The sequence below is a fragment of the Arcticibacterium sp. GJ41-1 genome (assembly GCF_055808875.1).
Genome location: NZ_CM147888.1, coordinates 3,303,847 through 3,323,896, shown reverse-complemented (window position 1 = coordinate 3,323,896; position 20,050 = coordinate 3,303,847). Strand labels below are relative to the sequence as shown.

Here is a 20,050-nt window from a genome sequence, read left to right as displayed (position 1 = left end):
ATTACACCTATTATGAAATATATTTTCTCGGCATTAGCTTTTATGCTGATGCTGAATGCTTGTACCAGTTCTAGTACAGACGACCCTAATCAAAAACCAGAAGACAATAGATTTACAGAGGTAGAGTTAGCCCGTGGCTTAGATGAGCCTATGGAAATGACGTTTTTGCCTGACAATAAAATTCTAATTGTAGAAAGAAAGGGCGGTTTAAAACTCGTCAATGAGGATACCAAAGAAACAACTTCTGCCGGATGGATAGAAGTGAACACTAAATACACCAATAAAGAAGGTAAGGTAAGAGAGGCTGAGGAAGGTTTGATGGGTGTGGTGGTAGACCCAAATTTTAAAGACAATAATTGGGTTTATCTCTATTATGCAGACCCAGAAACACCAAAGCACGTTTTAGCGAGGTATGAGTTTGTGGATGATTACTTAGTGGATGAATCAAAGAAAGTAATTTTGGAAGTTCCGACGCAGCGTGAAGAGTGTTGCCATACCGGTGGAGGTATGACTTGGGATGCTCAAGGGAATCTGTTTTTGACCGTAGGTAATAACACTGTAAACCCAAGAAGCGGTGCCTCAAACCTAAATGAAGCTCCAGGTCATGAAAACGAAGACGACCAAAGAGCACCGGGAAATTCAAATGATTTAAGAGGGAAAATATTAAGAATTCATCCAGAAGCAGATGGAACGTATAGCATTCCAGAGGGGAATCTTTTTCCAGTAGGAATGGAGAAAACGCGTCCTGAAATATATACCATGGGGCATAGAAACCCATGGAGACCTACGCTAGATAGCAAAACTGGTTATTTATACTGGGGAGAAGTAGGACCTGATGCCAGCAAAGATTCTATTTGGGGACCAATGGGTTATGATGAGTTTAACCAAGCTAAAAAAGCAGGTTACTATGGCTGGCCTTATTTGATAGGAAATAACCGACCATATAATAGATACAACTCGAAAGATGGTACTTACGGCGAGCCGTTTGACCCAAATAACTTAGTCAATGAGTCGGTCAATAATACAGGAATTAGAGAATTGCCAGAGGCTGTTCCTGCTTTCTTGTATTATCCATATGGGCCATCACCAGAGTTTCCTTTAATGGGAACTGCAGGTAGAAGTGCTACAGGTGGGCCAGTGTTTAGACAAGCTGATTTTAAGAATGCTGCAAGACCTTGGCCAGCTTACTATGAAGGTAAATGGCTAATTACAGAGTTTATGAGAGGCTGGATAATAGCTGTTACTATGGACGAAAACGGTGATTATGTGTCCATGGAAAAAGTATTGCCAGAAAAAAACTTTAGTGGAGCCATGGATATGGATTTTGGTCCAAATGGTGATTTATATGTTTTGGAATATGGAACAGCATGGTTTAAAGGGAACGACAATTCTAGGTTAGTAAAACTGGAATATAATGCAGGGAACAGAAAGCCTGTGGTGGCAGCGAGCTCTGATGTTAGTTCGGGTAAAATACCGTTAACCGTCAATTTTTCTGCCGAAGGAACTACAGATTATGATAGCAATGATGAAGGAAAACTATCTTATGACTGGAAAATAAGTAAAGATGGTATGGAAGTAGGGACAGTAAGTGGCGAAACTGCGAGCTATACTTTTGAAGAGAGTGGTGATTATGATGTAGAATTAACAGTAACGGATTCTGAAAAGGCTACTAACAGTACTTCTTTTTCTATTACCGCAGGTAATGAAGCACCTGCTATTTCTTTAAGTCTAGATAAGGAAAATAAGACATTCTATTATGGTGAAAAAGAACTGCCTTTTGAGGTAAAAGTAACAGATGCTGAAGATGGAAGTACTGAAAATGGTATTTCTGCTGATGAAGTAGCAGTAACTTTTGATTATGTGCCAGCGGGCTACGACCCAATAGAGATGGCAGCAAATCATGCTACGGCTGATGCTATGGCATCTTTTGCAGTAGGTAAGAATTTGATAGAAGAAAGTGACTGTATTTCATGTCACCAGTTTGATGCCAAATCTATAGGGCCAAGTTATAAAGCGGTGAGCGAGCGTTATCCTAACAATAAGAAGAACAGGGTGCTTTTGGTAGATAAAGTTATTAATGGCGGAAGTGGCGTATGGGGAGAGCACGGAATGAGTGCCCATCCTGACCTTAGTAAGGCTGATGCGAGCAGAATGGTAGACTTTATACTTTCAATGTCTTCTACAGGCGGAACACCATCCTTAGGTTTGAGTGGTGTGGTAAAACCTATGAAACCAGATTACGAGTTTGAAGAAGGTAGTTTTGTTTTAAGAGCTGCGTATAAAGATAAAGGAGGCACTGGAGTGAAACCTTTATTGACCGAGAAGGTGGTGGTCTTAAGAAGTCCAGATATGCAGCCTCATGCGGCAGATTATAAAAAGAGTGTTGATATTCTTACCGCTTCTTGGAACGCTTTCTTTGCCTTGGGTGACAAATCTCATATTGGGTATAAAAACATTGACCTTTCAGGTATTAAAAATATCACAGTTTATATTCAAAACTCTGATAGGTCAGGAACGCTTGGAGGAACAGTAGAACTACATTTAGATTCGCCTGATGGCCCTGTAATTAGTTCATCAGATGAAATTCCTACCAACTCACCAAGTGGCCCAAGAAGACCACCAGCAGGAGTGAGTATGAAAGACTGGAGAAGGCAAAACAGCTCTAAAGCTATACTGGATGTACCAGCTGATGTAGCTGGTTTCCATGATGTGTATTTAGTCTTTAGAAATGCTAATGCTTCATCCACGGAATATTTAATGAAGTTAGACGAAGTTTCGTTTTCTAATAAATAGAAGTAATAATCTACAACTATAATTAGCCCCGCACCTGTATACGCAGTGTGGGGCTTTTGTATATATAATGTTTGGGTTTAACTATTTGTATAATAGGTTTTAAGTAGATGTGTCCGTTAAATAGCATTAAAAGATAATAAGTGTAATAATAATTAGGATGTAATTGTCGACCTGTTATATTTGGCTTAGATAATAGTCTATAATGTATATTTTTTCTTGAAATAGTTACACTTAAGACCTTTTACAGTACAATGAAATCCAATATTAAGATAGCTTTTTGTACAGATTTCTCCGAAAACGCAAGGGTGGCTTTTGAGTCCTTGATGTTTAACTCTTGGAGTTTTAATATGGATATTGACGTCATTCATTTAGTTGAAAACAATTATCAGGAATCGCTGGATAAGATAAACGCATTCGAAGTAGAGCTTCAGCATTCTTTATATAATATATCAGAAGGCAAGATTCACATGTTCCAGAAGAATGATATGGATGGTCTTTTAAATCACTTAAATACTACAGGATATTTTGGGGTGGTAGTAGGACTTCAAGGAAATAGCAAAGGGGAAAGGTTGGGTAGTTTTATCCGAACTCTTTTTACAGATCTTAATTGTAATCTTACTGTGGTACCTATGGCACACGAAGTTAAGATTGAAAACAGGGTTATGATGGCCGTAGAGCTCAAAAATATTCGTTTTCTCTATATGTTGCTCAAGGCTCAAGTTTATTTGAAATTTAATTTTTCTAAACTAACTATTATAGTAAAAGCGGCAGAAGAACAAAGCCCTCTTCAGGAAAAAGAAATTGAGGATAAAATAAAAAGTATTTTCCCTGACTTGAACCGGGAGGTGATTATACATGGACCAAGTGATTCCAATAGTGCTCTTCTTGAAAAGATTTCGAGCAAGTATTTCGACTATGGTTTTGTTTTTAAGGGTGATTATTTTGACAATTTAATTTTTAAATTATTTGAAAGTAGTCCAGATATGTCAAAAATTCAGGAAAAGGTAGTCAGGAGCGTTATTTCTGAAAGCGATATAGAATTGGCTAAAAATGATTCTCAATTACTAAAGAAAATAGAACTAAGAGATTTTTAAAGCCAATTGTCAAAATCTTAGCTATTAACCGAGTGATTTATAGCATAATACTTATCTGTCTCAAAGTTGATTTTGTTTAACCCATTCTGCACTAGTTTTAAAATCCTTATTACCGCTTGCTAAAAACTTATCTTATTTTCTAGATATGCCTGTTTAGTCTTAGTATTATTGCGTTTCAGGCTTCCCAATAGAGCTTTCTCATTATATGGTCAAAATAGGACATTGTACAGATTTTTCTAAAAATGCTGAAAAAGCACTGGAAGCTGTTTTGTTTAACTTCTGGAGTTTTGATGTTACTGTTGATCTTATTCATTTAGTGGAAGGGGATTATAAGGAGGCTCAAACTAAATTAGAATTGTATAAGCAGGAGCTTATAAATTGTCATGGAGTAAGAATGAATTTTAAAACTTACGGCCCGAATTGACTATTATTTCCTGAGAAAGGAAAATTGAATTTTAGATTTAAGGAGGGTTGTCTTTAGCAAGAAGATGGCAGAGCTATTTATTTTGCAATTTTTTATGATATTTATTTGCCTTAAAATAGATTTGGTTTAACTATGTTTTTCTAGGTGTTTAGTCAGTGAGTCCGTTTGTTAAACTATCTAATATTTTTATATGATTCTCCTCTTTTTTATAGTGCTGTTGTAGCTAGTTTTTACTAAATTAAGAGTGTAAAGGAATAGTTGTTTTTTACAATTTATAGACTGCCTACTTATAAACATAATGGTTAGAATAGCACACTGCACCGATTTTTCTGAAAATGCCAAAAAGGCTCTAGATACTATATTATTTAATTTTTGGAGTTTTGATATTTCTATTGATATTCTACATTTAGTGGAGGATAACTACGAGGAGGCTGAAGAAAACTTACTGCTTTATAAAAAAGAGCTATCCTATAGTTTAAGAAGTTCGGTAACTCTAAATACTTATTTATATAGGAAAGAGCAAAAGACGGATATGCTAGAGAAGCTCAATACAGGAGCCTATTTTACCACGGTAGTAGGCTTGGATGGTATTCGAAAAAAAGTAGGTATGGGTGGTTTTCTTAAAGAGTTATATCAATCTTACTTGGGTACCATGACCATTATTCCTTTTTTGCATGAGATAAAGATTGAAAATAGATGTTTGACAGCAGTTGAGTTTGACAATCTTGAAGCCCTATATAACCTGGTTAAAATAAATGATTTTATGAGCTTTCAGTTTACTAAACTGAGTGTCTTAATTAGGGTTAAAGAAGCTCTTTCTGAGGATAAGCTTAAAGAAGTTACTTTGCTAATAAAGAAGATGTCACCTTCTATACAAATTGAATTGTTGGTTTGTAATCATCAAGATAGTGCTAAATCTATTCTCGGATTAGTTGCTCAGAAAAAGCTTGACTATTGCTTTTTAATGAAAGGGGACTTTTTTGATAACCTAGTTTATGACTTGATTAACAATAAGAAACAGGAAAATACCTTTCGCGAGAGTTTAATCAGAATTAATACTACTTCGGATGAAATTCTCAAGATAAAGCAGGATGAAAATTCCGTACAGAGGCTTAGTTTAAAATTTGAATAAGAAGCTTGGCCTTTAAAGTATTTCCAGAAAAGGATCTAAAATGGATGAATTTCCACACCATTTTAACTAAAAAAACTCTTTACCCACGTTTTAATCTAATACTAATTTGACTTGGAATGTTTTTTTATAAACGACTGTGTATTAGTCTTTAAAGGAGTGTGTCCGCTTGCTAAGTACTTTCTGCATTTTTAGGTAGGTGTTTTTACTCTAAGTATTTTTGAGATTGGTGTTGACTACATCCTTGGTGTATTTCAATAATCTTTTTTTACAGCTTACTAATAAAAGAATGGTTAAAATAGCTCATTGCACAGATTTCTCTGAGAATGCAAAAAAGGCTCTTGATGGAATGTTGTTCAATTTTTGGAGTTTTGATGTCGCCATTGATATTCTACATCTTGCGGAGGATGATTATGGTAAATCTTTAGCAAAGTTAAATTTGCTTGAAAAGGAACTCCGTACAATTCATGGAACAAGGTTCATTTTTAACACATTCCTTTTTAAGGAAAATCAAAGAGATTCTTTGATAAAACAGCTTAACTCACATAAATACTTTGGACTGCTTGTAGGCCTAGATGGAGCTAGAAGAAAGGCTGGAATTGGAAGTTTTCTTCAAACCCTTTATGACTCTTATTTGGGTAATTTGACCATTGTGCCGCTTATTCATGAAATAAAAATAGAAAATAAAGTTTTGGTGGCTTTAGCTTATGAAAATGTGGAAGCTCTAAGTACTTTGGTTATGGTCAGTGATTACATGAATTTTCATTTTTCTAAACTGACAGTTTTAATAAAGTGTGAAGAAGCCTTAAATGAAAAAGAAGTTAAAGCTATTAGTGACATTTTAGCAAGCTTATTACCTGCTGCTAAATATGAATTGTTAATTCAGAATTCAGTGAATGTTAACAACTCTCTTTTGAATTTACTAAAAGCAGAGAATTTAGATTATTGTGTATTATTTAAAGACGACTTTTTTGATAAATATGTTTATAACCTTTTAAAGGCTAAACCTGCAGAAAGTGACTTTAGTCAACGCATGGCGAGGATAAGTTTCTGTAAAGAAAAATTAAAGGAGGATGTGAATTCTGTGGCACGGCTAACTTTAAGAGAGAAGTAATGAATAGACAAAATTGGGTATAGTTGAATTTTTATAACATCTAATTGTATCCGTTTAGTAATTAATCAAGCATTAAGAAAAAAACGAACCTTAAGAACCAACTTGGACTTTTTATTGCTAAAGGTTTTACTCCTAAAATCCAATACATAAAATTATGAAATCGAATATAAGAGTCTCTTTCTGTACGGATTTTTCTGATACGGCAAATGCTGCGTTAGAGATGATTCTTTTCAATGCTTGGAACTTTAATATTGATATTTATATCATCCATTTATTGGAAGATTTATCATATAAAGAAGCTAAACAAAAACTGGATGATCTTCGTACCGACTTAAAACACAGAATATGTGGTAGTAGGGAAGTGAATGTTAGAATTTTTGAGAAGGGGCATAAGCTTGAGTTAATAACACATCTTAATGAATCATATTATTTTCTAAATGTTGTTGGTTTAGATGGTCAAGGACAAACTGATGGTCAAGGTAGTTTTTTGAAATTGCTCTACCAATATGTAAAAGGTGGTTTACTGGTAGTACCAAAAAATCATGAAGTAAGTATTGAAAATAAATTGATGATAGCCTTAGAGTATAAAAATATCGAACGAATTCATTATTTGATGAAGGTTCGTTCTTTTTTATATTTCACTTTCTCAAAGTTGAATATTCTAATCAGAGTTTCTGATGAAGAGAGCCTTGAAGCCAAAGAACAAACTACCGAAGTTATAGAAGACCTTTTTCCGGGCTTAGAGTGCGAGATTCTTTTTCAAAATCCAAAAGATTGTACGGAATCAATGAGGCGTTTGTTTAAAGAAAAAAAACTTAACTACACCGTAGTATTTAAAGGCGATTATTTTGACAATCATTTTATAGATTTTATGAATAAAAGAACTAAGTGCATTCAGCCTAAAGAAATGCTTATAAGGGTTTGTACAGCAAAACGTATCATTTCTGCAATAAAAGAAAATCAGGAAGGAGTAATAAAAATGGAGTTAAGAGAGCTTTAGAGAAATTACTTCTCTTTAATGGCTAATTGACCACAAGCTGCATCAATGTCTTTACCACGGCTTCTTCTAACATTAACCGTTACACCACGCTTTTCTAAGAAATCGGCAAATTTATCAATAGCTTCAGGATCGGCGTTTTGATAATTGGCTTCCGCTATAGGGTTATATTCTATGATATTCACCTTAGAAGGTACTCTTTTTACAAAATCAAGTAATTCCTGAGCATCTTCCAGTTTATCATTAAAACCATGGAAAATAATGTACTCTAAGGTTATCTGATTGCCCGTTTTTTGATAAAAATAGTTAAGGGCATCTCTAAGATTTGCCAATGAGTTACTCTCATTAATAGGCATTATCTGATTACGCTTTTCATCATTAGCCGCGTGAAGTGAAAGTGCTAGGTTAAACTTGACTTCATCGTCACCCAGTTTTTTTATCATTTTTGCTATACCAGCGGTAGAAACCGTAATTCTTTTTGGTGACCAGTTTAAGCCATCAGGAGCTGTCAATCTTTCAATAGAACCTAATGTGCCCGCATAATTTAAAAGTGGCTCTCCCATGCCCATATAAACCACATTGGTAAGTGGGGCTTGGTAGTTATCTTCTGCTTGTTTTTTAATTAAAACTACTTGGTCGTAAATTTCAGCAGCAGTAAGGTTTCGCTCTCTGTTCATATAGCCAGTAGCACAAAACTTGCAGCTTAATGAGCAGCCAACTTGTGAAGAAACACAAGCGGTCATTCTTTTTGGTGTTGGAATTAAAACTCCCTCTACCAAATGACCATCAAATAGTTTAAAACCCGATTTTATAGTACGGTCAGAGCTAAACTGAGAGCTGTCTGTTACCACAGGGTTTATGACAAAATGTTCTTTCAGTTTATCTCTTAGACCAATTGAAAGGTTTGACATTTCTTCAAAACTTATGGCAGATTTTTGCCATAGCCATTCCCAAACCTGATTGGCTCTAAATTTCTTTTCGCCTTCGGCTAAAAACCAATCTGTTAGTTTGATTTTGCTTAAACCTCTTATGTCAATTTTCTTGTCTCCCATTCCGCTACAAAATTCCGCATTTCCACTTGATTTACCTACGCTTTCGGTATTTTTGGGTTAGATAGTTCTTAACTATATGCAACTAAAGGTCTATATTGTTGTACTTATAATTACCTAATGAAAAAGCTAACTTCCATAACAGCCCTAATGCTGACTAACATTCTAATGGTGTTTTCTGTAAACACTATGGGACAGTTTTGGAAAAAAAAGAGCAAAAAAGTAGAGAATTATGGCTTCCATATCAATGGCGGAAAAAAGTTTTATTCACTGCCATTCAAGGTTTACTCAAATCTTATCGTAGTACCAGTAGTATTAGATGAATCTGATACACTTAACTTTATTTTGGACACAGGTGTAAGCTCTATTTTTATTACAGAACCCGCTGTAGCAGAAAAATTAGGTTTAGAATATGTGAGAGAAGTGGCTATAAGTGGAGCAGGAGAGGGTAAATCACTTTTAGCCATGGTTTCTATAGACCATGACTTCAGGCTTGGGAAAATCACGGGTTACCGTCAAAATGTGGTGGTGTTGAGTGAAGATATTTTGAATTTATCAGAATTTATGGGTGTGCCTATTCATGGCATATTTGGTCATTCTTTGTTTGAGAATTTTATAGTTACTATAGACTATAACAATTTGGTTTTGACCGTAAGGCAAACAGAGAGTTTTAAGTACAAAAAGAAATACGGTCAAAAATATCCTATTGTGGTGACGCAGTCAAAGCCTTATACAGATGCCATAAGAATAACTGAAGGAGGAAAACCTGAAAGAAATATTAGACTTGTGATTGACACGGGTGCTGGTCACGCTTTACTGCTAAATTCTGAAGAAGGGAATATTGCACTGCCTGAAAAGGTTATCAGAGCCAATTTGGGGAGAGGCTTAAATGGTGAAATTTTTGGTGATATTGGTAGAGTGCCAAAGGTGTCTATTGGCAAAAATGACTTATATGAGGTTTTAGCATCCTTTCCGGATTCTTTAGCCTTTAGTATGAAGTTTCCACCTTCAGATGATAATCGTCAAGGTAGTATTGGTGGTGAATTTTTAAGGCGTTTTAAGGTGACCTTAAATTATAATGATGGCTATATGGCTCTAAAGCCTATAAGGAGGAGAATGAAAGAGCCCTTTGAGCACGACATGAGCGGACTTGACATTCGGGCTAAAAAAGATAATTTAAAAAGGCTTTTTGTGATAGACGTGATAAAGGGTTCTCCTGGTGATTTAGCAGGTTTAAAAGCAAATGATGAGATTATATTTGTGAACGACGACCATGTAGATAAATTGACTGTAGCAGACATTTACCGTCTTTTTTCTAAAAAGGTGGGCAAATCAATAGATATTTTTTACAGAAGAAATGGCGTATTAACTTTTACTACATTTGAATTAAAAAGAGCTATTTGACTGGTCTATCTAATCAATCTTTCCTGATATTTGCCATAAGTACTAAAACTTAAGTATGGCTTACAGAAAATCTTTTTGGCGTAGGTATATGGGCTCTTTTTGGGTCTTTGTATTTATGTTGCTTGCAATTTATCTCCTAAATCATCCTGGTTTATTAAATAAGGCCTTGTCTAAGTTCGGTTTGGCAAAGGAAAGGTCGGTAGCAGTAAGTGAAACTCTCAATGCTACCTATTCGGACTTTATGTTGCCTGAGCCCAGCACCTATGGAGAATGGATAGAAAAGCCTAATTTCTTACTCTATTATGATGAAGACATCATGCAGGCAAGGTTTACGCTGCACAGGTTGGAGGGAGGATTTACTAGAGGAGAAGCGAGCCGCTACGGAATAAGATTTGACGACCAAGAAGTTTTAGCTTCGCAAACAGCAGCTTATTACGACTATTCGGGCTCTGGATATGATAGAGGGCATTTGGTGCCTGCTGGTGATTTTAAATGCTGTCAAGCCAATATGGAAGAAACCTTTTCTATGTCTAATATTGCTCCGTTTGATTCCGTGCTTAATAGGTATGCTTGGAACGAATTGGAGATAAAGACAAGAAGCTTGGCAAGAAAATATGGTACTATTTACGTGATAACTGGGCCTGTGTTTGAGCATAGATTTCTATACATAGGAAAGCAAAATGATGTGAGTGTACCTACCCACTTTTTCAAAATCCTTTTTAGGCTCTCCAAAGATGCTTCTAAACCTCAAAATATGGTGGCTTATCTTATGCCGAATGAAGCCCTTTATCACTTTGAGGAGAAAAAAATGAAAGTCAGTATTGACAAATTAGAAGAGCTCACTAAGCTTGATTTTTTTGAAAAGCTACCAGATGATTTAGAGCATAAATTTGAAGCGGCTACACAAATAGGAAACTGGTAATGGCGTACATTCCAGCTCTCAAATATCATTTTCTTACTCCCATTTATGATTGGTTTATAAAGCTCAGTGTTCCTGAGAAAGAGGTCAAATCTAGAGCCATAGATTTAGCTAAAATTAATGCAGATGATAAAGTGTTAGATTTTGGCTGTGGTACGGCTACGCTATGTCAACAATTATTGGCAAAACATAAGGTGGCAGCAGTGGTGGGTTTAGATGTAGACCCAGGTATTTTGGAGATAGCTAAAAAGAAAAGTATACCGGGTTTGACTTTAAAAGCTTTTGATGGGGAAACCATTCCTTTTCAAGACCAATATTTTGACAAAGTGATTTCATCATGGGTTTTTCATCATCTAACTACAGCAGAAAAGTTAAATGCCTTCAAAGAATTGAAAAGAGTACTAAAACCTGACGGAATTTTTATTCTAGCAGATTGGGGCAAAGCTTCTAATCCAGTCCAAAGAATCTTGTTCTTTATACTTCAAGTTTTCGATAATTTCCAAACCACGTCTGCCAATGTTAATGGTGAAATTAGAAGTTATTTGGAAGAAGCGGGTTTTCAAAACATAGAAGAATGTGGCCATAGAAATACACTTTTAGGCACGCTTCGTTATTGGAAAATAAGCCATTAAAATGTGTGTCGATGAAGCTCCGTAGGAGCGAAACATCGGTAGCGAGGGATGAAATTGCTCGTGTCAACATGGAGTTAGTTATCAGTTTGGCGAGGTTTTGGCGTCTTGCCAAAATCATGACAAACTAAACAGCCTCTAACCAAATTTCGGTATTCTTAAAAGAGGGAGTCAAACTTCTACCATCTGTCTCAGACGAAACCAAAAAGTTGGTTTCAGGGTAAAAGCCCAAAACACAGCCTTTGGCAATGTCAAATTCCACAATTTCAAAATTGTCAATCTGCCCTGTTTTGCTTTTAGCATTTACTCGTTGTCCATTTTTAAAGCCTTTTTCTACGATGTCTTCCGTATTCATAAGCAGTACATCTCGGTGCTTTGTGCCACGCCATGCATCATGCTCTTCGTATACTATGGAGTTAAACTGCCCCTCGCTTCTTACCGACATTAAGGATAAAGCATCTTTTGCTCTATCTAAATCGGGTAGGGGATTAAAAATGAATTGGGCTTTGCCCGAAGGGGTGCTAAACTCAGGTGTGTGGAAAGTTCTACCCGAAATTTGAAACTCTTCTTTAGTAGCGTCAATATCATTTAGTTTTTCAAAACCTGGAATCACAGCTGCTATAGTTTTTCTAACTGCTTCATGGCTTTTGAAGGCCTTGAAATCAACTTTGCTATCGCCTAAAACACGGCTTCCTATTTCGGCAATAATGTCAACTTCTGAGCGGAGGTTTGAAATACGGTCAATACCGCCATCGCTCATACGCACATAATTAAACATAGACTCCTGCGTGGTCTTTTGCTTTTCTTCATCACGAACCAGTACAGGAAGTATCAGACATTCCTCATCCACGGCTTTTATATGTCCTTCGTTTAAAGTGGTGTTTACAAAAACTTTAAAAGGGATTTTATTTAAGGCTTGGTCGGCAAAGTTCAGGTTGGGATTAGAGGAATAAAGGTTACCACCAAGCAAGAAGGCCATGTCTACATTTCCTTTGTCTGCTTCATCCATGCATTTCATGGTATCCCAGCCTGCAGTGGTAGGCAGTTTTACATTCAAATGCTTTTCAATGCTCTCAAATACCTTTTCTTTCAAGGCTGGTGTTACACCCATAGAGCCTATTCCTTGTACATTAGAATGCCCTCTTAGCGGTAATAAACCAGCTTCTTTTCTGCCCACCATGCCGCGTAGCATAGCTAAATTGACAATAGCTTCTACATTTTCAGAACCGTGCTTATGATGTGTAATGCCCATAGCCCAAGAGAAAATTACGTTTTCAGCTTTGACATAAACATCAGCAATCGTTCTAATTTCATCGGCACTTAGTCCTGCACTTTTTTCTATATCCTGCCAAGTAAGTTTTTCTATACTGTTTTTAAATGTTTCAAAACCTTCGGTGTGATTCTTAATGAAATCAGCATTCAGTTTGTTTTCTTCTATAAGTACTTTGCCTATACCATAAAGTACCGCCATGTCGCCACCAATTTTTGGTTGCAAATAATGTGAGGCAATATCAGAACCCGTACTTAAAATGGACCTTACGTCAGACGGAATAGAAAAATTGACCAAACCTGGCTCTTTAGCAGGGTTGAGCACCACTACGTTACCACCACGCCTTCTTACATGTAATAATTCTGTCAAAAAGCGAGGATGGTTTGAAGCAGGGTTTGCTCCAATCACAAAGACTAAATCTGCTTTTTTGATATCATGTACCTGAATGGTGGCTGTACCTGTGCCTAAAGTACTTTTCATGCCCACACCACTGGCCTGATGGCAGTAGTAAGAGCAGTTGTTTACATTGTTGGTTCCATAAATTCTGGCAAAAAGATGAAGCAGAAATGCGGCTTCATTGCTACTTCTTCCAGAACTATAAAAGAAAGTATTGTTTGGAGCGGTAGCTTTAAACTTGTCGGCTATTTTAGAAAGTGCTTCCTCCCAAGTGATGGCTTTATAGTGGCTTTCTCCTTTTAATTTTAGTAGCGGATGCTGTAATCTGCCCAGCATTTCTAATTCTCTTGGTCTTAGTTTGCGGAGCTGTCCTATACTATTCTCTTCCCAGAAATTGGCAGGAATAGCGGCTTGAATGTCGGTTAATTGAGCTTGAAGACTTTTTTTGCAAATTTCTATTTTGTCATTGGCTTCGTTTACCATGCCGCCTTTTTGACCTCCCATGCCGTAAGCACAAGTTTTGCAAGTGTTTTTAGAAGTGATGGTTTTGGCTACACTTCCTAGTCCAGCTTCTTTAATGACATGGAACGAATAAAAAATGGACTTCCAGCCGCCCACATAAGATTTTGTCTTCAATAGGTTTTCTTTTGATAATTTGAAGGTAAAAAAATAGTATGATTTTAGCGTAAATAATCTCTCAAATCTTCAAATAGCCTTATTTTTGCCACGCATTAAGCAAAACCGAATTAATGATTTCGTACCAACATTTCGCCTTAAAAAATGGGCTTCAAGTATATCTGCATGAAGATAAAACTACGCCCATAGCAGCATTTAATATTGTATATGACGTAGGCTCTAGAGATGAGGACGAAAGCCGTACGGGCTTTGCCCATTTGTTTGAGCATTTGATGTTTGGCGGGTCAAAAAACATTCCCAGTTATGACGAGCCACTTCAAAAAGTAGGAGGAGAAAACAACGCATTTACATCGCCAGATATTACTAATTATTACATCACCTTGCCGGTTTCAAATATTGAAACGGCTTTCTGGTTAGAGTCAGACCGAATGCTGAGTCTTTCTTTTGACCCCAAAGTACTGGAAGTACAGCGTAAGGTGGTTATTGAAGAGTTTAAACAGCGTTATTTGAGTCAACCTTATGGTGATGTTTGGTTAAAAATGAGGCCTTTAGCTTATAAAAATCATCCATATAAATGGGCAACAATAGGCAAAGAAATCAAACATATAGAAGATGCTACCATGGAAGACGTGAAGGATTTTTTCTTTACGCATTACAGACCAAATAATGCTACCTTAGTGGTGGCGGGAAACATCTCCCTAGAAGAGGTGAAAAAGCTAAGCGAAAAATGGTTTGGTGATATTCCGGCAGGACCAAAAAAGGAAAGGAAACTACCTGTAGAGCCTGTTCAGACAGAAGCCAGATTTTTAGAGACCGAAGCCAAAGTGCCTTTAAATGCACTTTATAAGGCGTATCATATGCCAGGTAGGTATCATGAAGATTTCCATAAAGCAGATTTAATAAGCGATGTCTTAGGTAGAGGGAAGTCATCGAGACTTTATAAAGAACTGGTAAAAGAGCAAGGGCTATTTAATAACATTAATGCTTACATTTCTTCCTCTTTAGACCCCGGTTTATTAATGATAAGCGGGAATTTAAATGAAGGAATAAGTATAGAAAAAGGGAATGAAGCTGTCGAAAAGATTGTTCTTAAATTGACAGAGGAACTTATGGAAGAAACAGAGCTAGAAAAGGTGAAAAACCAAGCGGAAGCTTCCCTCCAATTTTCTGAAGTAGAATTGCTCACTAGAGCCATGAATTTGGCCTTTGCTGCAAATTACGGTGACCCAGAGTTGTGTAATAAAGATGCAGAGAAGTTGGCAGCTATTACGCCTGAAAATTTTCAGGAAATGGCTAAAAAAGTACTTAGGCCAGAAAACTGTAGCACCATGTTTTACAGAGCTGTCAATTAAGAAGAAATAAGTGCTGTTTAACACGCAGCAAATAGAAATAAGAAGTAGAAACACTAAACATATAAAGACGTGAATAAGAAAGTAGCATTAATCATATTAGACGGATGGGGAATTCCTAAAGTAGGAGAAGAGTGGCGTTCTGCCATTGAAAAGGCAAATGTTCCTTATTTTAACCATTTAATGAGCACTTATCCTCACAGTACATTAGAGGCTTCTGGAAGAGCGGTAGGTTTGCCTAACGGTCAAATGGGAAACTCTGAAGTGGGTCACATGAATTTAGGAGCTGGAAGAGTGGTTTTTCAGCAATTAGAAAAAATTAATGTAGAGATAGAAGAAGGCAGACTGGCAAATGAGCCTGTTCTTAAAAATGCTTTTGACTATGCTAAGAAGAACAATAAAAAGGTACACTTTATAGGTCTAGTGTCTGATGGTGGTGTGCATTCTCATATTGAGCATTTAAAGGGTCTTACTAAAATTGCGTCAGAAGCAGGTTGTAAAGATGTTTTTGTACATGGCTTTTTAGACGGAAGAGATACAGACCCTAAATCAGGGAAAGATTTTGTTTCAGATTTACAGCTACATTTGGCTAAGCATGGTGGTAAAATAGCTTCTCTTACAGGAAGGTATTATGCCATGGATAGAGATAAAAGATGGGACAGAGTAAAGCTTACTTATGATGCCATGGTTAAAGGTGATGGTGAGTATAAAGTTTCAAACGGTGGTTTACTTTCTGTGATTCAAGATGCCTATGACGCTGGTGTTACAGACGAATTTATGAAACCAATAGTGGTGGAGCAATACGATAAACCTGTGGCTGTAATAGAGGAAGGGGACGTGGTAATGTGCTTTAATTTCAGAACCGACCGTGGACGTGAAATTACCATGGCTCTTACGCAAGAAGCATTCCCAGAGCAAGATATGCATCCTTTAAAACTGAAGTATTTAACCATGACTAACTATGATGCTACATATAAAAACGTAGAGGTTATTTATGAAAAGGATAATTTGGTAAATACCATGGGTGAGGTCTTGGAAGCTGCTGGTAAAAAGCAAGTTAGGGTAGCAGAAACAGAGAAGTATCCTCACGTAACGTTCTTCTTCTCAGGTGGTCGTGAGAAAGAATTTATAGGCGAAAGTAGAATTATGGCTCAGTCGCCAAAAGAAGTAGCTACCTATGATTTGAAACCAGAAATGGCAGCTGCCGATATTAGAGATGGTATTATACCAGAACTTAAAAAGGGTGAAGTTGATTTTGTGTGTTTAAATTTTGCCAATCCAGACATGGTAGGGCATACGGGAGATTTTGACGCTGTAGTTAAAGCTGTAGAAACGGTAGATGCTTGTTTGAAAGATGTGGTAGAAGCTGGATTGCCAAACGGATATTCTTTTATCATAATAGCAGACCACGGAAACGCAGATTACATGCTAAACGACGATAAGTCTGTAAACACAGCTCACTCTTTAAACCTAGTTCCGTTTATAGTGGTAGACCCGGAATATAAAGGTCAGCCTAAGGACGGAAAGCTAGGAGACGTAGCACCAACCATCCTTAAAATGATGGATGTAGCTATCCCTGCCGAAATGACGGGTAATGTTTTAGTTTAAAAAAAACTGTGTTGTACAATATAAAAAAGGAGTCGGAAGGCTCCTTTTTTTATTTTCCTAGGAAGAATGTTTGACCACGCTTTGGTCTTTGTATTCAAAGTTACTCGGCTTTAAAAATGAGCTCAGAGAGGTTAGAAAATATTAGAATAAATAGATTGAAAGGAGAGATGCCGACCACAGCATGGTCAAAGGCTAATATCGGCGTTTTATGGCTTCTGAGTTGCTTCTTTGACGCATTCAAATTTATTTATTCATGTAGATTGAACTGTTTTTGAAAAAGAAAAAGACCTTCAGCGTAGTACCGAAGGCCTTCTAAGTTGTGACTAGGTCTTACTTAAACAATGCACCATTGTAGTAAACAATGGTATGCCCTATTTTACCTTCTTTATTTACATTATGCTGGTAATGAAAGGGAACGGTAATTTCCTTTTTATCAGATTTTCTTATGACGTGAAAATCCCACCAAGAGTATAACACCCCAGTACCTCCCATTTCATATTCCATATAGTCAGGGTAACCAATTTGCTCTATTTGTACTATCTCAAAAACCTCTAGGAATTTCTTGTTATTCTCCTTTAATTCATCAATCGTAATTGGCTCATCTGAAGGGTTATTTATGTCAGTATAAGTGGCATTTTCGTCAAAAAAGCTATAATACTTATCTATATCTAAATATTCAGCCGCTGCCATCATTAACCTTAGAGAATTGATGTTTTCATGCTGGTTATAAATGATTCCGTTTTTCCTTTCACTATATCCTCTTCTAATTTCGTTTCCAAATTCCGGGTTAATATAATTTGCTACCCTTCTAATCTTGTTGTCTTTTGTAAGCGAAAATGAACGATGTACGTACATATCAGCTTTAACACCTGTTTTCTTATGTACTCCTTTTAGAATATCCCAGCTATCTACAGTTACGGCATTATTGTCACTTGGGTCTTTAGTATATTCAAAGGCATCTGGATAAGAGCCTTCGGCTGATTCAATAGAAAAATAGTTAAGTCCTTCAAACCAAATTCTGGCGGTTTGTAGAAAGTTTGATTTACTTTCACCTTTATCAAAACGACTAGAAGTTACTGGATTGTAGGCTCTAAAGTCATCTGTCATGAGTTTAGCCATGGCGGTGGTATCTCCTTTAACTAAAGCTTTGGTGAAAGCATCTACTACTCCTAGTGCTGGGTGCTCGATATAAATAGTTCCGTTTACTTTTTTTTGGCTAAAGCCTACAAAAGGCAATAGCATCAATAGACATATAGTTATTTTTTTCATGATTATTAGGTCTATGTTTATAGTGCTGACTAGCACGGGTTTAGTTAAAAAGTAAACCCAATTACCAATTATGTTGGGGTGCATGCAACCGATCTTATCCCAATGACCCTAAATAGTGTCCGAAGCCCTATAAATATTGTCCGAATGAAAATAGCTATTCACAAAAAAAGGTGACTAGAGCATGGATTAGCTCTAATCACCTTTTAAGATTTATTCAGAATGATAATAACTCTTAGTTTATCTTAACAGCATCTTTTGATACGCTTTCACCTACAGCAGTATGCTTATTGAAGTCAACCGTAGCCGACGAATTTAAGATTATAGCTTCACTAGCAGAACCATTTATTCTAACAGCCTCAGCAGATTTTGAACCAAAATCAATGTCTGTTAGGGTTAAGTCTTTTGTATTTAAAACATCAAAGACAATGTCATTTTTGATGTTCAATTTGGCATTTGTAACCCTAACGCCGTTGGCGTCAATAATTGAAAAACCATTTTGAGCTTCAGCCATAAGGTTTGTGATTTCTACATTCTCTAGGTTCATTTCTGGAAGCCCCTGAAGGAAAACGGCTTGCTTAGCACCATTTACTGTCACGTCTTTGATGACAATATTCTTAAATTGTGGTGTTTCTTCTGTTACCGGAATGCTTTCAGACGTAGCCTGAGCACCACCTTCTGCCAATGTCTCAGAAATAGACTTTCCGCCATAGTAAAGATTAAAAGAGATAGCATTGGTAGGAATATCAGTCATTCTAATATCTCTGATATAGATATTTTCTACTACACCACCACGGCCACGCGTACTTTTAAAACGAAGTCCAACGTCTGTACCCATAAAAGTACAGTTAGAAACGTGCATATTTTTTACACCGCTAGACATCTCAGAACCTACCGTTACGCCACCATGACCATGATACACAATGTTGTTTCTGATTATCAAATTCTCACATGGTACACCTCGGTCTCTACCGTCTTTGTCTTTACCAGACTTAATACAGATGGCGTCATCACCTACATCAAAGCTAGAGTTTTCTACGATGACGTTTTTACACGACTCCACATCAATACCGTCTCCGTTTTGAGAATACCAAGGGTTACGCACCGTAACATTTCTAACAATTAGGTCTTCTACCATTAGTGGGTGTAGATTCCATGCAGGAGAGTTTTGAAAAACTGGGCCATCAAGCATAACTCTTTTACTGTTTTGAATACTCACCATCACTGGTCTCAGGAAATCACGAATGGCTAAGAAATCTTCTTTGGTATGTAAGTCATGACGTACGTTTTGGTCTGCATTATTGGCTCCCAGCATAAACTGCTCAGAAGGAGACCAAAGGTTCTTTTTGTCGTTTAAGACACCGCCGCTAGCTACTAGTTTTTTCCATGCAGACTCTGTCAGCTTTCCTTTCTTTACAGAACGCCATGCTTCTCCAGAACCATCCCAAACGCCAGAGCCCGTAAAAGCTACATCTTCTAAATTTTTGCCATAAATAGGAGAAAGACAACGCCAAGTGTTTAAGCCCTCAAAGCTAGTTTCTATAATAGGATAGAGGTCTTTATTGGTAGAAAACCTGATTAAAGCACCAGCTTCTGCATGCATTTCAAGTTTGCTTTTCAATATGATAGGACCAGTTAGCCAGATACCGGCAGGAATAATAACTTTCCCTCCACCTTTTTCTGTAACTGCAGCAATGGCGTCTTCAAAAGCTTTGGTATTGTCAACCAGACCGCCACTAACAGCACCGAAGTCCGTAATATTTACAGAGTTTGATGGAATTACAGGCTCATTAACCAGAGCCATTTCAAATTCAATATCCTCATAAAAACCAGAGGTTGATTTGTTACTTTGTTCTGTGCAGCTAGCTAGTAAAAAGGTGAAAGCTGATAGGAATACTAAAAAATGTTTTTTTGTCATTATAATTTAGAAAGGTTAAGGTGTATTGGTTAAATAAATATGTTTACACGCTATA

15 protein-coding genes are annotated in these 20,050 nt (G+C 36.8%); 11 read left to right on the top strand and 4 right to left on the bottom strand.

Annotated elements, in window-relative coordinates; genetic code table 11:
* Nucleotides 1-12 precede the first annotated feature (12 nt).
* From AC0L6O_RS13760 to AC0L6O_RS13735, 6 genes are all read left to right on the top strand, one after another.
* Nucleotides 13-2,793, top strand: coding sequence for a PQQ-dependent sugar dehydrogenase (locus AC0L6O_RS13760; protein WP_473303127.1), 2,781 nt, complete (start codon nucleotides 13-15; stop codon nucleotides 2,791-2,793).
* 251 nt (nucleotides 2,794-3,044) lie between these two features.
* Nucleotides 3,045-3,887 carry a hypothetical protein gene (locus AC0L6O_RS13755; protein WP_473303125.1) on the top strand — a complete coding sequence of 281 codons (843 nt, stop codon included), beginning with the start codon at nucleotides 3,045-3,047 and terminating at the stop codon, nucleotides 3,885-3,887.
* A gap of 205 nt (nucleotides 3,888-4,092) precedes the next feature.
* Complete coding sequence (locus AC0L6O_RS13750; protein WP_473303124.1) at nucleotides 4,093-4,311, top strand: hypothetical protein; 219 nt, start codon at nucleotides 4,093-4,095, stop codon at nucleotides 4,309-4,311.
* 298 nt (nucleotides 4,312-4,609) lie between these two features.
* The gene (locus AC0L6O_RS13745) at nucleotides 4,610-5,443 is read left to right on the top strand and encodes a hypothetical protein (RefSeq protein ID WP_473303123.1); all 834 of its coding nucleotides are present in this window, start codon (nucleotides 4,610-4,612) and stop codon (nucleotides 5,441-5,443) included.
* Nucleotides 5,444-5,729: 286 nt separating this feature from the next.
* Nucleotides 5,730-6,554, top strand: a complete 825-nt coding sequence (locus AC0L6O_RS13740; protein WP_473303122.1) for a hypothetical protein — start codon at nucleotides 5,730-5,732, stop codon at nucleotides 6,552-6,554.
* Nucleotides 6,555-6,708: 154 nt separating this feature from the next.
* On the top strand, nucleotides 6,709-7,554 hold the full coding sequence (locus tag AC0L6O_RS13735; RefSeq protein WP_473303120.1) for a hypothetical protein: 846 nt from the start codon (nucleotides 6,709-6,711) through the stop codon (nucleotides 7,552-7,554).
* Between the two features lie 5 nt (nucleotides 7,555-7,559).
* Here AC0L6O_RS13735 and rlmN read toward each other — a convergent pair whose 3' ends face one another.
* Nucleotides 7,560-8,603 carry a dual-specificity RNA methyltransferase RlmN gene (gene rlmN, locus AC0L6O_RS13730; RefSeq protein WP_473303119.1) on the bottom strand — a complete coding sequence of 348 codons (1,044 nt, stop codon included), beginning with the start codon at nucleotides 8,601-8,603 and terminating at the stop codon, nucleotides 7,560-7,562.
* Between the two features lie 117 nt (nucleotides 8,604-8,720).
* Between rlmN and AC0L6O_RS13725 the strand changes: the two genes are divergently transcribed.
* The 3 genes from AC0L6O_RS13725 to AC0L6O_RS13715 are packed head-to-tail and all read left to right on the top strand — an operon-like array spanning nucleotide 8,721 to nucleotide 11,555.
* On the top strand, nucleotides 8,721-10,004 hold the full coding sequence (locus AC0L6O_RS13725; RefSeq protein ID WP_473303117.1) for an aspartyl protease family protein: 1,284 nt from the start codon (nucleotides 8,721-8,723) through the stop codon (nucleotides 10,002-10,004).
* 55 nt (nucleotides 10,005-10,059) lie between these two features.
* Nucleotides 10,060-10,926 (top strand): DNA/RNA non-specific endonuclease, encoded by an 867-nt coding sequence (locus AC0L6O_RS13720; protein ID WP_473303115.1) that lies wholly within the window; start codon nucleotides 10,060-10,062, stop codon nucleotides 10,924-10,926.
* A complete protein-coding gene (locus AC0L6O_RS13715; RefSeq protein ID WP_473303113.1) occupies nucleotides 10,926-11,555 on the top strand; it encodes a class I SAM-dependent methyltransferase in 630 nt (209 codons plus the stop codon). Before AC0L6O_RS13720 ends, AC0L6O_RS13715 begins: the two co-directional genes overlap by 1 nt.
* 124 nt (nucleotides 11,556-11,679) lie before the next feature.
* Here AC0L6O_RS13715 and AC0L6O_RS13710 read toward each other — a convergent pair whose 3' ends face one another.
* Nucleotides 11,680-13,854 (bottom strand): FdhF/YdeP family oxidoreductase, encoded by a 2,175-nt coding sequence (locus tag AC0L6O_RS13710; protein ID WP_473303112.1) that lies wholly within the window; start codon nucleotides 13,852-13,854, stop codon nucleotides 11,680-11,682.
* A gap of 113 nt (nucleotides 13,855-13,967) precedes the next feature.
* Between AC0L6O_RS13710 and AC0L6O_RS13705 the strand changes: the two genes are divergently transcribed.
* Together AC0L6O_RS13705 and gpmI are read left to right on the top strand one after the other, a co-directional pair.
* Entirely contained in the window at nucleotides 13,968-15,206 is a 1,239-nt protein-coding gene (locus AC0L6O_RS13705) for a M16 family metallopeptidase (protein ID WP_473303111.1), read from the top strand.
* Nucleotides 15,207-15,275: 69 nt separating this feature from the next.
* Complete coding sequence (gene gpmI, locus AC0L6O_RS13700) at nucleotides 15,276-16,811, top strand: 2,3-bisphosphoglycerate-independent phosphoglycerate mutase (RefSeq protein ID WP_473303110.1); 1,536 nt, start codon at nucleotides 15,276-15,278, stop codon at nucleotides 16,809-16,811.
* A 330-nt stretch (nucleotides 16,812-17,141) separates the two neighbouring features.
* On the opposite strand, the gene AC0L6O_RS13695 is transcribed toward gpmI, so the two are convergent.
* Both AC0L6O_RS13695 and AC0L6O_RS13690 read right to left on the bottom strand, forming a co-directional pair.
* Nucleotides 17,142-18,080: a nuclear transport factor 2-like protein gene (locus tag AC0L6O_RS13695; RefSeq protein WP_473303108.1), complete on the bottom strand. Its 939-nt coding sequence runs from the start codon at nucleotides 18,078-18,080 to the stop codon at nucleotides 17,142-17,144.
* Nucleotides 18,081-18,312: 232 nt separating this feature from the next.
* The gene (locus AC0L6O_RS13690; RefSeq protein WP_473303107.1) at nucleotides 18,313-19,995 is read right to left on the bottom strand and encodes a glycoside hydrolase family 28 protein; all 1,683 of its coding nucleotides are present in this window, start codon (nucleotides 19,993-19,995) and stop codon (nucleotides 18,313-18,315) included.
* Nucleotides 19,996-20,050: the final 55 nt, after the last annotated feature.